This is a genomic window from Acinetobacter sp. YK3 (assembly GCF_001729365.1).
In the GTDB taxonomy this organism is placed as follows: domain Bacteria; phylum Pseudomonadota; class Gammaproteobacteria; order Pseudomonadales; family Moraxellaceae; genus Acinetobacter; species Acinetobacter vivianii.
On sequence record NZ_LZPJ01000078.1, the window covers coordinates 33,056 to 48,461 of the forward strand.

At 40.8% G+C, this 15,406-nt stretch carries 9 protein-coding genes and 1 pseudogene; 5 read left to right on the top strand and 5 right to left on the bottom strand.

Going from position 1 to position 15,406, the window contains the following annotated elements; translation table 11 throughout:
- The first annotated feature begins 22 nt into the window (after positions 1 to 22).
- The 4 genes from greA to A9Z07_RS07720 all read left to right on the top strand — a co-directional run bounded on the left by greA (position 23) and on the right by A9Z07_RS07720 (position 4,142).
- On the top strand, positions 23 to 499 hold the full coding sequence (greA, locus tag A9Z07_RS07705) for a transcription elongation factor GreA (protein ID WP_005231898.1): 477 nt from the start codon (positions 23 to 25) through the stop codon (positions 497 to 499).
- A 204-nt stretch (positions 500 to 703) separates the two neighbouring features.
- On the top strand, positions 704 to 2,623 hold the full coding sequence (locus A9Z07_RS07710) for a PQQ-binding-like beta-propeller repeat protein (RefSeq protein ID WP_069577842.1): 1,920 nt from the start codon (positions 704 to 706) through the stop codon (positions 2,621 to 2,623).
- 227 nt (positions 2,624 to 2,850) lie between these two features.
- Entirely contained in the window at positions 2,851 to 3,471 is a 621-nt protein-coding gene (locus A9Z07_RS07715; RefSeq protein WP_069577843.1) for a CatB-related O-acetyltransferase, read from the top strand.
- Positions 3,472 to 3,704: 233 nt separating this feature from the next.
- Positions 3,705 to 4,142, top strand: coding sequence for a universal stress protein (locus A9Z07_RS07720; protein ID WP_004774810.1), 438 nt, complete (start codon positions 3,705 to 3,707; stop codon positions 4,140 to 4,142).
- 9 nt (positions 4,143 to 4,151) lie between these two features.
- Here A9Z07_RS07720 and A9Z07_RS07725 read toward each other — a convergent pair whose 3' ends face one another.
- Both A9Z07_RS07725 and A9Z07_RS07730 read right to left on the bottom strand, forming a co-directional pair.
- The gene (locus A9Z07_RS07725; RefSeq protein WP_069577844.1) at positions 4,152 to 4,907 is read right to left on the bottom strand and encodes a barstar family protein; all 756 of its coding nucleotides are present in this window, start codon (positions 4,905 to 4,907) and stop codon (positions 4,152 to 4,154) included.
- Positions 4,908 to 4,942: 35 nt separating this feature from the next.
- On the bottom strand, positions 4,943 to 5,260 hold the full coding sequence (locus A9Z07_RS07730; protein WP_069577845.1) for an MGMT family protein: 318 nt from the start codon (positions 5,258 to 5,260) through the stop codon (positions 4,943 to 4,945).
- Between the two features lie 91 nt (positions 5,261 to 5,351).
- On the opposite strand from A9Z07_RS07730, the gene A9Z07_RS07735 reads away from it, so the two are divergent.
- Entirely contained in the window at positions 5,352 to 6,080 is a 729-nt protein-coding gene (locus A9Z07_RS07735) for a metalloprotease (RefSeq protein WP_069577846.1), read from the top strand.
- Here the strand turns inward: A9Z07_RS07735 and A9Z07_RS07740 are convergent.
- The 3 genes and pseudogenes from A9Z07_RS07740 to A9Z07_RS07750 form a co-directional block, all read right to left on the bottom strand.
- Positions 6,077 to 7,804: a CapA family protein gene (locus A9Z07_RS07740; RefSeq protein WP_069577847.1), complete on the bottom strand. Its 1,728-nt coding sequence runs from the start codon at positions 7,802 to 7,804 to the stop codon at positions 6,077 to 6,079. The genes A9Z07_RS07735 and A9Z07_RS07740 overlap by 4 nt on opposite strands.
- 19 nt (positions 7,805 to 7,823) lie before the next feature.
- Positions 7,824 to 9,488, bottom strand: a complete 1,665-nt coding sequence (locus A9Z07_RS07745) for a poly alpha-glucosyltransferase (protein WP_069577848.1) — start codon at positions 9,486 to 9,488, stop codon at positions 7,824 to 7,826.
- A gap of 115 nt (positions 9,489 to 9,603) precedes the next feature.
- A pseudogene (locus A9Z07_RS07750) lies at positions 9,604 to 15,279 on the bottom strand (BapA/Bap/LapF family large adhesin); the annotation flags it as partial.
- Positions 15,280 to 15,406 lie beyond the last annotated feature (127 nt).

The window sequence follows — 15,406 nt, forward strand, 5'->3', positions numbered from 1 at the left end:
CAACCAATTTAGAGGGACTGAAATGCAACGTTATCCTATGACTCCCGAAGGCAAGGTTGCCTTAGAGAAAGAATTACAACAGCTCAAAACAGTTGATCGCCCACGTATTATTCAGGCGATTGCTGAAGCACGTGAGCACGGTGATTTAAAGGAAAATGCTGAATATCATGCTGCTCGTGAACAGCAAGGTTTCTGTGAAGGCCGTATTCAGGATATCGAAGGTAAACTCGGTGCAGTTCAAGAAATCGATGTTAGAACACTTGAGCAAAATGGTCGTGTTGTATTTGGTGTGACTGTTACCATTGAAAACCTGGATACCGAAGAACGTAAGACGTATAAAATTGTAGGCGATGACGAAGCAGATTTTAAAATCAATAAAATCTCAGTAAACTCCCCGATTGCACGTGGTCTTTTAGGTAAAAACGAAGGCGATGAAGTTAAAATTCAAACACCGCAAGGTGAAGTTGAATACGAAATCGTAAGTGTTGAATACATTTAACGCTCTCGATTAAGTCTCCAAAGAACTCTTCATTTATTGAAGAGTTCTTTTGTTTCAAGCATGTTATTTTCATTAAGGATATTAGTTTATAGAACTATTACATAATAAAAAAATAAGAAAATTTTATCGATAACTCACTAGGTTAAAAATAAAATATTATATACAATTATAAATTGGTTTATTTTTGTAAAAAAAGAGAAAATAATGTACATAACAAATCGTTTTGCACTCATCAGTGCAATTTCTTTAGTACTGGTTGCTTGTGGTGGTGGCAGTAGTAGTGTAGATAATAATAACTCATCTACACCGACGACGCCTACTACACCTGCGTTATTACTTACACCAACCACTCTAAATCAAACACTGTACGAAGGTGAATCCCAAGAAATAAATCTAAAAGCAACTGTAAATACAACAATAGTGAATGGATCTGTGTATGTATTAGTTGTGGATTCTTCTGGTGTGATAGAACCAAGTATCTTGGTCTCATCAGAAAGTTCTAATTTATATAATGTAACAATGACAACCAAATCATCATTAGCATTAGGAAAACATACTGGTACCCTAGACATTATGTTATGCCGTGATAGTGCGTGCAAACAACAATATCCAGGATCACCTGTAAAAGCCCCATATTCTTTTACAGTCACCCCTCCTCCTCCAAGTTTTAGTACGAGTCCTGCCGCAATTACACTTGAACAAGATGTGGACGATAACTCAAAATCGGTAATACAAATTCAAGTTACAGACAGAATTAAAAATGTCTTACCAAAAGTTACAACATCTGGTGATATTCATTTTACGCAATCACTCAGCCAGACTGGGGCAAAAAAATATAATTTAGAATTATCCGTACCTAGTGATTTAGCAATAGGTACACATACAGGTACAGTAGATATTTCTTTATGTGCTGATCAAAGCTGTTCTAAAACCTTTGCAGGTTCTCCTCAAAAGATTCCTTATACGATTAAGATTAACCCTATCGTAAATCTAACACCATTAACACCAACAGGAGTAAATGATTGGGAAATGTTCCAAGGTAATGCCGCCCATACTGGTTATGTTCCTATAACCATTGACCCTAAAAAGATTTCTCGCCGCTGGAACTGGGTAAAACCAACACAAGAAAAAGGATATTTAAGTACAATTACTGCAAGTCAAGGTAAGATATTTGTTGTAAATAACATTTATAATAATGGCTCTAATTCGTATTCTATCCATTCTATTAATGAAAGTGATGCAAGTAATGCATGGTCTTATAAATTTAATAGCTATATTGTTAACCCTCCATCTGTATCTAATGGTAAAGTTTTTGTAGCAACTTCTGGTCATGAAGATACAGCAATGTGGCAATTTGATGCTACAACTGGAGCTAAACTCATAGAAACCCCCTTTAAGTCTCAATGGGAACGTTATCTTGCACCCACTATAAAAAATGGAAAAGTCTATACTAATGGTGGTTATTATGGTGGCGTAAATAGTTTCAATATTTCAGATGGTACAGACTCTTGGTTTCAAGAATTAGTGCAATCTGATATGTGGACTCCCGCAGTAGATACTAATTATGTATATACATATACAGGCACGTTTAGTGTCTTAAGTGCCAAAGATGGTCATAAAATTTTTGAAATTCCAGACTTAACACCTAATAATGGAGCTGGATTTAGCATAAATAGTGCACCTGTCATCGGTAGCCAAGGTAATGTACTTGTGGCCAATGGTCTGGGACAAGGTGGCTCGAATCATTTGATTAGTTATAATATTGCTCAACGAAAAGTAAATTGGACATTAAACGGTCAATTTCAAAGTACACCCGCAGTTGCAAGTAAAGTCATTTATATCGCTAATGCTGAACCATTTCGTTTAGAAGCGCGCAATGAAGCTGATGGCACACTTATGTGGAGCTGGCAACCTGATTCAACAACACAGTTTCAGTTTCTTGGCAATATCGTTGTGACTACCAATCTTATTTTTGTAGCAACAGATACTGGCATCTATGCAATTGATAAGAAAACACATGCTCCAGTATGGCACTTCAAAAAAACTGGCAACCTTGCCATTACATCAAATGGGATACTCTTAGTGACTAATTACTCCACTATCTATGCAATCAATTTGAAATAATGTATTTGGATATTTTTTAAAATAAAAGTATCTCTTCATCATGATAGTATCAGTGGTTGGAAAAAATATATAAAATGAGTGTATGTAAATATGCTCATTTTATCATTCCCTCTCAATATTTAGACTGCAAATAAAAATATTTGATTTGAGCCTAATCGTATTAAGCCTAAATAAAGGTAATTTACATCATTCTAGGTTAATATATTTTTATTCATTTTGGAGTTCAGATGGATCAGTTAATCAACTCTCCTGTTAAACACTGGTGTGAGTTTGAGTTTATTTCTAAGACGGTGAAAAAACCCAACATCCATATCAAGGGCAATTATTCTTATTATTCTGCTTATTGGGATCAGGGCTTTGAACGTTGTGTAGTGCGCTATCTACATGATAAGGCTTCCACACCAGAGAAACCGATTGATCAACTTTATATTGGTAATTTTGTCTGCTTCGGCGCGGAATGCGTAATCATGATGGGTGGTAATCAACTACACCGCCCAGACTGGATCTCGACCTTCCCCTTTGATACACGCAGCTTTCTGCCTGCGGGTGACACAGTCATTGCAGATGGTTGCTGGATTGGTAGTCGTGCCATGATCATGCAAGGTGTGAAACTGGGTGAAGGTGCAGTCGTGGCAACAGGTGCTGTGGTTACTCAGGATGTTCCACCCTATGCAATTGTTGGTGGCGTGCCAGCCAAAGTCATTAAATATCGCTTTTCTAAACAAGACATTGAAAAACTACTTTCCCTCAAGCTTTATGATCTAAATGAAAAGCAGATTTTAAAGATGAGAGAACAGTTGCAGACGGATGATGTAAAAGCACTTCTCGAATACTTTGAAAAAGATTAATCTGACTTTTTATAAATAAATCATGCTTATATCTCATGCTCTTTTTATATAAATTTCATGTAATTTTAATAAAATCGGCGCTTAACCATACTCCTATAAATAATAACTATCCCTATAAAAATGCTAGGTTTTATTCTCATCGCAACAGGTTTAGAATAGAACCATAACTCATATATTAAGCAAATTTTATTGACTCTATTCACTGCAAAATCATAAATATAAGGAGTAACAACATGGCTTATCAAAAAATCTTAGTTGCGATCGATGACTCCGAAATTGCTGCAAATGTCATTCGTGAAGCAGCTCAACTGGCGAAAGCCTTAGACAGTGAACTGACCGTAGTTGAAGTAATGACACTCGATCCCTATCTTGCCGATGCCTATATTCGTATGGGCCAAAGCAATGATTTGATCGAACGTGTTCGTGGCTATGTTCAAGATAATTTAACGAAAGCCGAGCAAAAATTTGAAGAGCATGGCCTGACCGTGGCAACACAAATACTAGAAGGCTTTGCTGTACATCAGGAAATTATTGGCGCAGCGCAAAATCTGGGTGCTGACCTGATTATTATGGGTTCACATGGTCGTACTGGTTTCAAACAGTTTGTATTGGGTAGCGTGGCGCAGAAAGTTTTGGCTGAAAGCCATATTCCAGTATTAATTGTTCGTTGATAAACTCGATCAGCAAATTTTCAAATCGGCATTTTGAGATAATAGATCAATGAAGTACTGAATATCATCTTGGTTAAATTTCTCTATTGAATATTCAAAATTTTTCCATGAGATGCGTAAAGGATACTGAATTGGTCTAATCTCCTCATCAGTCAAACAATCTCTTAATGCTGTAGAATTACATCCCATATAACCTAACACGCCACCAACTTCTTCACCAATATAACAATATAAATCTAATTCAGATTCTATATATGCCCCATCCAAAATAATTTCTTTAACAATACGATCATCCTTTGACTCTAGTTGCGCTCTAAGATGAGCAATATCCAACCAGCACTTCTTATCAAAGTCACTTAGATTAAACCAATATTTTTGTTCACACTCACCATTTAAATATTTATAAATCAGCTCTTTTCTCTTAAAGAACTCATTTAACTCCAATTCTGTGTCCGCCTCTCCATCAAAAGAATAAAAAATAATTAAATCATTATTTTGATATGCAAAATCAAAGGAAAAATATATTTGATCACTTATCTTTTCATGAATGTTCTCTTGATGACAGTTTAAATAGAGCCCAAAGAGATAATCTTTTTTCGTTCTAGTGAATAATTTCAACGCTTCCATTTCTGTAGTTATCTGTGGATTGAGACAATTATGAAAAATAATCTTTTCTTGATCATATTGATATTGATCTACATTTAAACCATAAAGCACGGTATCTAATTCATTTTCATCATCATGTTTTACAAATTCAATTTTCATGTATATTTCACTGATAAAATGAGCTAATTTAGAAATTAAGGCTGCCAGCCAAAGGTTTTTAAACTCACCTTGCCATTCAATAAATAGATCCCCTCTTGTTCTAATAACATCTGTTGAACATTTTCACCGCGCTCATTGATTCGGGTCACACTGATTTTCCCTTGAGAATTAATGACACGATACCACGGGATTTCACTTTGCTTGTCTAAATGCTTAAGTATATAACCGACTAAACGCGCATGTTTAGGCAAGCCCGCCAGCTTGGCAATTTGACCATAACTTGCCGCTTTACCATACGGAATCAAGGCAATCACTTCCAAGATTTGTCGATGTAGTTCATTGGTATCTTGCACAATACAACCTATAAAAATCTGCTAAGATGATAAAAATCATGCGAAAATGCTAAACACAATAATTAAAACTCTACGACTTGAGAGAACAAAAATGCGGTTAAAACTCACAGCGCTGACAGTATTTTGTCTGATCTTTAGTGCGTCCTGTACGACTCAAAAATCACCTGTAAAAATCACACCTTATAAATATCATTCGGGTGCTTCTGATGATCTACCTATCGTCAATGTCAGTTTTATTTTTACCACCAATCGCCCAGAAGCCCAAGCCTTTGATACGAAACTTCAAATGTATAAAGAACTGGGTATCTTGAACCAGTATTTTGTCGATGAAGATAACCAAAAAATCTTTAAGTTCAAAATACACCGCTATTATTCTTATCAGGACTTTAGTAAACGAAAATGTGATCTGGCCAATCAACTCAACCAGCCTAGAGCTTTAATTGCTGATCATATTCCTGGCGCCGTTAAAAGCTGTTTTCCCCGTCGTAAAAGCAAAGAAGTCCTCTTCATTATTTATGATTCATACGGCGATAAACTCAAATATGCCGACGTGACCAGTTGGGGTTTTAGAAATCGTGGTCAGCCTTTTATCCTGATCGACTGGGAGCGTCTGAATTATCAGATTCAAGCCGCCAGTGTGCACGAGATGGGACATGCTTTTGGCTTAAGCCATGTCTGTGCTCCTAAAGCGACCAAAGCCACACCAACCAATATTATGACCAGTTACGACTGTAAACTTGGTAGTGGTGGCTTACGTAATCTCGGCTTCACCAAAGAACAGCTCAGCATCATGCTCGATAATTACAACCGTTATCCTTAAAATTTCAGTTGTATATAAGCCCCTAATTGATCTTGTCCCAAAGTGTAATCTGCTGCGTTAAGTTGACGGGTTAAAAAATGCTGTGCCTGTTCAAACTGTGTTTCATTCACAGGATAAGGCTGCCAAAAGCTCTGTAAATTATCAGTGAAGATTGGATAAAGCTGTACACTTTGTGCTTTTAAATTAATTCGAACCACCAGCCCATATGGCAACGCCTGATATTTTTCAAACTCGCCATTGCTATTAAACACACCATTACCAATCCCGAAGATCACGGGTTTATGGTTCATCCGTTGAATAGGCTGGATGGTATGTGACCCATGACCAATCACCAGATCAGCACCGATTTGGGTTAACACCTGTGCAAGCTTTTCCTGTTCAGAATGCGTGCTTTTAAAATCGATGCCCCAATGACAAATCACAATAATCTTATGCTGTGGATATTGCAGTCGATACAACATGATTTGTTCAAATAGAATGGCATTGATACTCGCCACACCAGCGCTCCGCCCCAGTGCATAAAAATCATATTGCTGATAGGCCGTCTGCCGATGCCAATAGCCATTAAAAATCGCAATACCTTGCTGTTCACCATGTATTTGCAGGCATTGGTGGGCATGCTGCTGATCATTGCCTGCCCCGATAAAATTGATCTCAGCTTGATCTAGCAATTCCAAAGTATGTGTGAGACTTGGTTCACCATAGTCCTTTAAATGATTATTGGCGAGGCACAAGGTATTCAAATGTATCCGCTTAAACTCGGCCAGCGTTTGCTTAGGCTGTGCACCTAAAATAAAGGCTTTTTTATCTGTTAATGGTGAGTTTTCATCAAGGTTGAACACAGCTTCAAAATTGGCAATATTAATCTCATCTTGATGGAAAAAATGTTTGATCTTCTCAAAAGAATACGCATAGCCATAACGTTGTAGCGCATCCTCTATTCCCCTATTTTTTCTTTTATTTGTATAGAACTCACCGAAATAGGTATCACCAATGATATTGATCCATTCACTTTTTGCCTGAATCTGTTTGGCAGGCAATACCCCTGGTTCAAAATAGTGATAATACGGCACCAAATGATCAATCCGATGCAAATCATCCAAGAGATGAAAAATGCCCAGACTCTGATTTTCATAGCGATAAGAGAAATAATAAGGTTGCTGCTGATGAGAAAGAATGAGAACTGCATCAAGCTGCTGACAGGTTAATACCGCACTGAATGGCGCAATCTCCCGTCCTGCAAGGTTGAATGCTTTGACAAATACCTTTTGCAATAAGAGCAAAGGCATTTCAAAAATGGCTTGTGCCAGACTCGCTAAATTTTGCAGGGTATTTTGCGCATAGAGGTCTGAATGAGGAAGCCGTAATCCAAATTGCTGGGCCGTCTGCTCGATCTGAATTTGAGCCTGCTGCCAATCTCCAAACAAAGTACAGCCAAGTGCCTGCTTATGCTCAAGTGTTTGGGTAAAACTCCAATATTGCAATAGCGTTAAAACAGAAGTGTCCTGTTTCAAAAACTGTGCTTGTTGATCACTCTGTTCAAACTGTTGCTCTATTGTAATCCGATCCTCAAGTTGCAATTGACCTGCAAGGATACGTTGCAAAGTCAGATAAACTAAAATCCAGTCACCACAGTCCCCTGTGATTTCAGTTTGCCAGAGCGGATGCTGAAAATTTTCATTGCCGATTTGGCTGATGATCTTGATCTCTTGAGGAAGGCTCATTTATTTCATCCTCAATAATTCAGTTTTCGAAATGCTGAACATAGGCCACATAACCAGATAGATTATGTTCCTGATCATCAATACGGACACGGAAGCGGTCATGCCGGACATAAAAAGCATTGAGGCACTTCTCAGGACATGCCATATACATAGCCACTTCAGGATAGAAAAACCCTGTGCGCTGAAAATCGCTACGAAACTCGATCAGCTTTTTTAAATCCTCAAACCGTGCTTTTGCAAATAGCTCATTCAAACCCAGATCCCGAATCCGACACAGCATTTGATAAGCCGCCATCATCATTTCCAGCAAAGTGGCATAGGCCGTTTTACGATTGCGGATAAACACCAGATGCCTGAGGTAATTATTGATACCAAATTGAAAATATTTTTCTTCTGGGCAAATTTTGGTGAGCTCATTGGTACAGTAACTCAGCCAATGGTCATGATAACGATCATACTTTTGTTCGATAAAACGCTCGAACATACGCTTGACTGTGTTCAACAGCTTTTCATCAGCCTGTAGCTGATACAGACGTAACAAGGCCAAAGCCGCTTCACCATCATAATAAATAATGCGGAACTGCTCTTTCACCCCATACTCAGGATAATGAAGAACATGCACGGTTTCCCCTGCTTCATTCACCATCGACAAAATGCCATTGGCCAAAGCTTGGGCATATCTCAGATACTGATCATCCCCTGTGATTTCCTGATATTTACTCAACATTAAAATCGCAGCGGCATTGGCACCCAGTTTGATTTCATTCAGTTGGTTTAGATCTGCGCCATCACGCATATAGGCCAGATCATTTTGCTTTTCGATATAAAAATGTTTTAAGGCATATTCAATGGCTGTTTGGATTTTTGCGATTCTTTGCTGTTGTGAATGTAGGGCCAGCGTCTCAATCAAGGCATAGGTCGAAGTACAGTGCCGCACTGTATTATAGCTACGGATTTCACGGTCATAGGCGGGGAAAAAACCATAGATAAAACGTCCATCCGCCTGAACCTGCTGTTCAAGAAATTGGGCGTTGCCCTCAATCATCTGCGTGAAATGCTGTTTTTTGGATTCGGTTAAATAGCGGACACCATTTTCAGTGAATTGGCTGTGTAAGGGTAATAATTGACCATTTTCATAAAATACGGCATGGCTATCGAAGCTCCAGACCTGCTGGATTTGATTGAGCTGGACTGGATGTACTTGATGCGGATATTTCTTTGAAATACTCGCATTCAGATTATCTTGATCAAAAAAGTTGGGCGTGTCATAGCTCAAGCCACGGATAATCGCCTTACCATAAAGCTCCTGTTCCAAAAAACAGATCTGGAAATCCTGATCAAAGCTGATGCCTTTGCGATAATGATTATTATGAAATTGGCATTTTAAGTCTTGCTCGATTTTCTGCCAGTGCTCTGACTGAATGTTATAGGCCAGCTCGAATTTTAAAAATTCTGCCAGTTGCCCCTGTGCCTGCAATTCTTGATCAAGAAAAGTAAATAGCTCCTGTTGCGCATATTGAAACTCGGTCAAAGATGTATTCCAGACCTGGCAACGTTGTGTTCTTTCACCATAAGACAAGAAAATAACCGTGTCGGTTAGATCCAAATGTTGCTGAACCCTTTCAAAGTAAGCGCTGAGTTGGTTTTTGAGTTGTTCAAGTGCTGAAATCGTCGTAATCGTCATAGATGCAGTTGTTAGAATTTTTAAGCGTTTTAAACAAGATAGCACAAATTTTTATGATCTTCTCAAAATGAAAAAGAGAACCCGAAGGTTCTCTTTTTACGCTAAAGATTTAGGATTAGTAAATGATCTGATGATTAGCAATCAATTCATTCAATGTCGTATTGACGCCTTCCAAAGTAACCAGATCAGTATAGTTACTGGTTCCGATCAGATTCGCACCGTTACGATCAATCGCGATAATCGTATTACCACCACTTGTGGTTACACGTAGATACTCGCCGATATTGAGCGCATTTTGATCACCATCCAACAGATGCTGGATATCGATCTTGTCAGCCTGATCATTGTAGTTTGCTGCACTTGTATCTGTATTACCCACTACAAAGTCAGTCCAGTGATCTCCACCTGCACCTGTCGTATTACCGCCAGTATTTGCACCATTACCAGCCGATGCAGCACTACCATTCAGGATTTGGAAGATCAGGGTATCTGATCCTGTACCAGTCGTGAAGGTATCGTTTGCAGCTGTACTGGTATAAAGCAGGTTGTAATCAGAATGAGTCAAGTCAATATTCAAGGTTGAAGTCGACTCAGTACCTGTTGCAGAAATGATCTTGTAATCAATACTATCCGCAGATGTTAAATGTGTGGTCACATTGACATCATTTGGACGGTATTCATACGCACCATTGGCCTGCATGATCAAGATACCGTTACCTGTATTAATGCTTTGTCCAACAGCATCTACATATGATCCAGCAACACTATCCCACACCTGAAGTTTATAACCCTCATGTGTTGGTAGTCCTGTATCCGCAACCCCACCAATATCATCTCCAAGTAACACGTTACCGTTGATCCAGTCAGAGCTGTATTGATCCAGATGAATCGTGGTTGTAGTTACACTGGTATCAACCGTTGTTACACCAACCGATACACCTGTCATGGTGTATTGAACACGATACAGACCTGCTGCCAGATAATCGACATTATCTTGGAAAGCCACACTACCCGCTTGAATCGTTGCAACACTACCTAGGGCAGTTTGCGATCCGGTATAGATGGTATTGGTCCATGTTGTACCGCCATCTGTACTACGTTGAATCACATAGCTGATGGTTGGTAACAGACTTGCCAATGGCTGTGCTACATAAACTGCAGCCAGATCAATATTGGCTACTGTTCCACTTGCTACTGTAAAGGTATTTGAAGTAACAGTCTGAGTGAGATTCAGTAATGATGCACCAATCGTAACATCAGGACTTGAAACATCTACTGCTGCATCTCTGGCATTCGAGAAGTCTGTTGTTGCAGTTGCAGTATCTGCATTTGCAGCAAACTCAACAACACCATCATTGCCTGGGTTGGCTGTATCCCAAACCACAGTTGCATCAGGTGAACCCACCTGAATATGCAATTGCGCTGTATCCGTCGCACCCGTCAGAACATCACGGATGGTATAGGTAAATGTATCGACTTTACCCACCGCACTCAAATCAGTGGTATTCGGTGTATAAGTGTACGAACCGTTGGCAGAGATCACCAGCGTACCGTAAGCCCCAACGATTGTTGTATTGGTTCCAATCGTTTCAGTTGGTGCACCAGCAACTTCTGAAGTCACTGTTGAAACTTGTGTGGTCAAGGTAATTGAATCACCTGTTAACACATTGCCTTCAGCCTCAATCGCTGTATTGGTCGGTGCAACGGTATAGTCGAAGTCATCTTTTACTACACTCATGGTACCCAAGATACCGACGCCCACACCTGTGTAGACCATGAAGGCACGGTATTCGCCCTGACCTAGATCAGGTACTGTTACACCAATACCACCACTACCTAACAGACCGATATTAAGCAATCCAGTGCTTGAACCACCATCAATGTTATGCCAAGTACCGTCTGCTGCTTTTTCTTGCAGAACCACCTTGTAGTCATTGAATAAAGACAGTGAAACTGTTGGTGCGTAAGAGAATGTCACATCCGCGCCATGTCCAGCTGCAATATTAAATTTCACACTTGGTGTACCCAGTAATGAAAGGTTGAGATTCTCAGACAATCCAACCAGTAACAGATAACTTGCCGAACCGACTGCAACACCCAACTGACCTTGTGGAACAACATCAATACCCGCAGACACCACATCATCAATCGCATCTACAGGTGTAGCCACGATATCAGCTGGTTGTGAAGGATCCGTTGGATTCCAAGTCATATCGACAGCATCACTATCAATATGGAAGTACAAGGTTGCTTGCGATGAATTCACACCATCCGTCAAGGTATAGGTAAATTGATCGACTTGGCCCACACCACTTGCATTGGCAGTTGGTTGATAGCTGTAATTACCATTTGCGTAAATCGACAATGTACCGTAGTCACCGACAATCGTTGTGACACCCGTCGCATTCACTGCATGTGCAACACCATTGAATTCAACGCTGGTGATACTACTGAAGCCAGAGGCTGTATCTGCATGTCCATTGAGACCAATGTCATGGATCACATTACCTTCCGCAGCTTCAACGCTGTAACCCGTAATGTTGGTTGCATCAAATACATCTTTCTGAACAGAAAGCGTACCCAGCAAGCTAACACCAACACCGCTACCCGCATAGGTCATAAAGGCTCTGTACTGACCTGCACCTAAACCATCTAATGTGATTGAATTACCACCAAAGGCTGCAAGGCTCAGTAAATCAGCATCGCCTGTACCATGTACAGCTACCCATTGATTCGTCGCAGTATCAAATTTCTGAACCACAAGTACATAGTCAGCAAGCAGGCTTGCGTCGATTAATGCACTGTAATTGAACGTCACATCATTTAAGGTGTTGTCAGTCAAGGTAAAGCCGACGCCTTGTCCACCCAACTGGAAGTCAAAATTCTCAGTTAAGCTTACTAAGGCTAGATATAAGTAGCTGCCTACCGCAACATCATTACCAATTTGCAGATATTCCGGATTAATCTCGGCAACTGCAAGGTCATCTACCGCAATCACTGGCGTACTGTTGCCAATCGTGAAGTCCAGACTTGCACTTGACGAGTTGCCGCCCAATGGATCTGACAAGGTATAAGTGAAGTGATCCACCAGACCTAGATTTGCATTGGTATTATTCGGTGTATAGATATAATCGCCATTTGCAAATATTTGCAGTGTTCCGTATTGACCGACAATGGTTGCGCCATTGGTGAGATCAACCGTGGTTGTTACACCATTGAACGTTACAGAACCTACAACTGTGTAGCCTGTCACTGAATCGGCATTGGTACCCACACCTAGACCAGTAATCACGTTACCTTCTGTCGCAACACCTGTGTAATCCACTTGTGTTGGATCAAAGACATCCATGGTGCCTGTCAATGTGCCGAGGATACTCTTACCATATAGACCGTTATAGGTCATGAAGGCACGATATTGTCCTTCCTCCAGACCTTCAAGAACCACTCCCGGAGTTGCATTCAAGCCGATACCTAACACACTGAGGTTAAGTAAAGATGCTTCACTGCTACCCGTAATCGATTCCCAACGATTCGTTACGGTATTGAATTTTTGTACAACAAGCTGGTAATCGCCCAATGCACCTTCATTAATCAGACTGCTATATTTGAAGGTTGCTGTACCTTGCTCACCCGCAGCCACATTGAAGTTCACTGTGCTGTTCACGAATGGTAAAGGTGCTTGTAGGTTAATACCCGCCAACGATAGCAATGCAAGGTAAGTTGCGCTGCCTAGTGCACGATCATCTTCAATAAGATGCGGTTGTGCGCTAATTCCAGCATTCACTGCATCATCAGCTGCAATAATCGTTACTGTTGCAGGTGCTGAAGGATCCGCTGGGTTCCAGTTCATATCGACAACTTTACTATCGAGGTGAACATAGAAGGTCGCTTGTGAAGTCGTACCTGATGCTGGATCTCGCAAGGTATAAGTAAACTCATCTACCTGTCCTAAACCAGCACTGTCAGGATTTGGTGTATAGGTATAGTCGCCATTTGGATAGATCACTAAAGTACCATGATCACCTGCCACCGTAGTTGGAGAGCCAGTGATAGCAACGCCATTAATTTCACTAATCACGCTGTTCGGCGTTGCGATATCAATCGCACCATTGGTATTTGGATCAGAGATCAAATTACCATGTGCTGCAACAACATCGTATCCGGTGATAACCGCAGGGTTGTAGAGATCCACCTCACCATTCAAGGTCACACCGACTGCACCACCAAGCAGACCGTTGAAGGACAAGAATGCTCGATATTCGCCTTCAGTCAAGCCAGCAATTTGCGCGGTTGGTGTCGTACCTAATAAGGTCAGATTCAATAATGAACGGTCACCGGTACCATTCACCGCTTCCCATTGACCAGTCACTTCATTGTATTTTTGCAATACAACATTGTAGTTACCGAGTGCCGATGCACCAATCAGGCTGTTGAAGCTAAATGTTGCAACACCTTCTTGTCCAGCAGCGACATTGAAATCAACGGTATCCACAGTCAACAGTTGCAAGTCGACCAGATTTCCAACATTCAATAACACGCCATAGAATGCCGAATCTGTTTCTGTGCCCACCAATTGATATTGTGGATTGATTTCCACTTCAACCAAGTTGTCCGCAGCACGGATTGAATCGAACACAATATTCAGATTTGCTTCTGTCGTCGCACCTGTGACCGGATCGGTTAAGGTATAGGTGAATTGATCTGTTTGACCGACACCTGAACCATTCGCGAACGGAACATAGGTATAACTACCATCTTGATGGAAGGTAATCGTTCCATATAAACCATCGAAGCTTTCGCCATCGGCATCAATTGCATGACCATTCACAGAAGATACAATCGTTGTCGATGTGATTTGATCGACTTGTCCTGTTGGATCTGGATCAAGGATCACGTTACCTTCTGCATTGCCGACTTCATATCCGCCAGGGATCGATAGATCATAATCATCCATCGTCGCAGACAAGGTACCAAGTACACCAACACCTAATAAGCCATCGTAAGTCAAGAAGCCACGGTATTGTCCTGCTTCCAGACCTTCGAGTACGACACCTGGAACATTTCCAATGCCAAGACCAAGTAAGTGCAGGCTAAGCAATGAAGCATCGCTATCGCCGTGGATAGATTCCCATTGATTCGTCGTCGTATTAAATTTTTGTACAACTAATTTATAGTCGGACAACAATGCAGCATCAATTAAGCCACTGTATTGGAATGTCACAGTACCTTCATGGCCTGGATCTACCTCAAAGCCAAGTGAGTTACCACCAAGTTGAAGATCAATACCTGCCAATGAGGTTAACAATAGATATGAAGTACTACCCAAGCTCACATCATCTTGAACCAACGCTGGTTGTGGACTAAGGACAGCGTGTCCAATGTTGTCGTAAGCGATTAAGGTACCTGTATTCACAGTATAAGTAACATCGCTTGTCACATCACCCACGTTACCTGCTGCATCTGTCGCCTTAACAGTGACGTTAATCACTTTATCAGCATCGGCAACCAGCTCCGCACCAGCTACAGAGATACTCCATAGACCGCCCGCTTGAACTGTAGTGCTGATATCCACACCATTTACATTGACGATGACTGCATCACCAACCGTAAACTCTCCAGTGACCGTACCACTAATGGTTTGGTTCACTCCAGCTTCAGTTGAATCAACAATATTGTCTCCTGTAATCGGATCAATTGTGACCGTCGTTGTAGAACTATCTGGTGGCGTAATATCCACTGTATAGACTTGAGTATCGGTGATGTTACTGCTGTTGCCTACCGCATCCGTGAAGGTTGCAGTAGCAGCAATAGTCTTGTCATTGTCAGCCAGCAAATCACTGCCCGCTACATCTGCAGTCCATGTACCCGCTGCTGCATCAACAGTCGCGGTGTACGTCACACCATTAATAACGAGTGTC

Excerpts from the sequence above, each read along its gene's own strand:
- greA (WP_005231898.1), top strand. The coding sequence starts at position 23 with ATGCAACGTTATCCTATGACTCCCGAAGGCAAGGTTGCCTTAGAGAAA.
- A9Z07_RS07710 (WP_069577842.1), top strand. The coding sequence starts at position 704 with ATGTACATAACAAATCGTTTTGCACTCATCAGTGCAATTTCTTTAGTA.
- A9Z07_RS07715 (WP_069577843.1), top strand. The coding sequence starts at position 2,851 with ATGGATCAGTTAATCAACTCTCCTGTTAAACACTGGTGTGAGTTTGAG.
- A9Z07_RS07720 (WP_004774810.1), top strand. The coding sequence starts at position 3,705 with ATGGCTTATCAAAAAATCTTAGTTGCGATCGATGACTCCGAAATTGCT.
- A9Z07_RS07725 (WP_069577844.1), bottom strand. The coding sequence starts at position 4,907 with ATGAAAATTGAATTTGTAAAACATGATGATGAAAATGAATTAGATACC.
- A9Z07_RS07735 (WP_069577846.1), top strand. The coding sequence starts at position 5,352 with ATGCGGTTAAAACTCACAGCGCTGACAGTATTTTGTCTGATCTTTAGT.
- A9Z07_RS07740 (WP_069577847.1), bottom strand. The coding sequence starts at position 7,804 with ATGAGCCTTCCTCAAGAGATCAAGATCATCAGCCAAATCGGCAATGAA.
- A9Z07_RS07745 (WP_069577848.1), bottom strand. The coding sequence starts at position 9,488 with ATGACGATTACGACGATTTCAGCACTTGAACAACTCAAAAACCAACTC.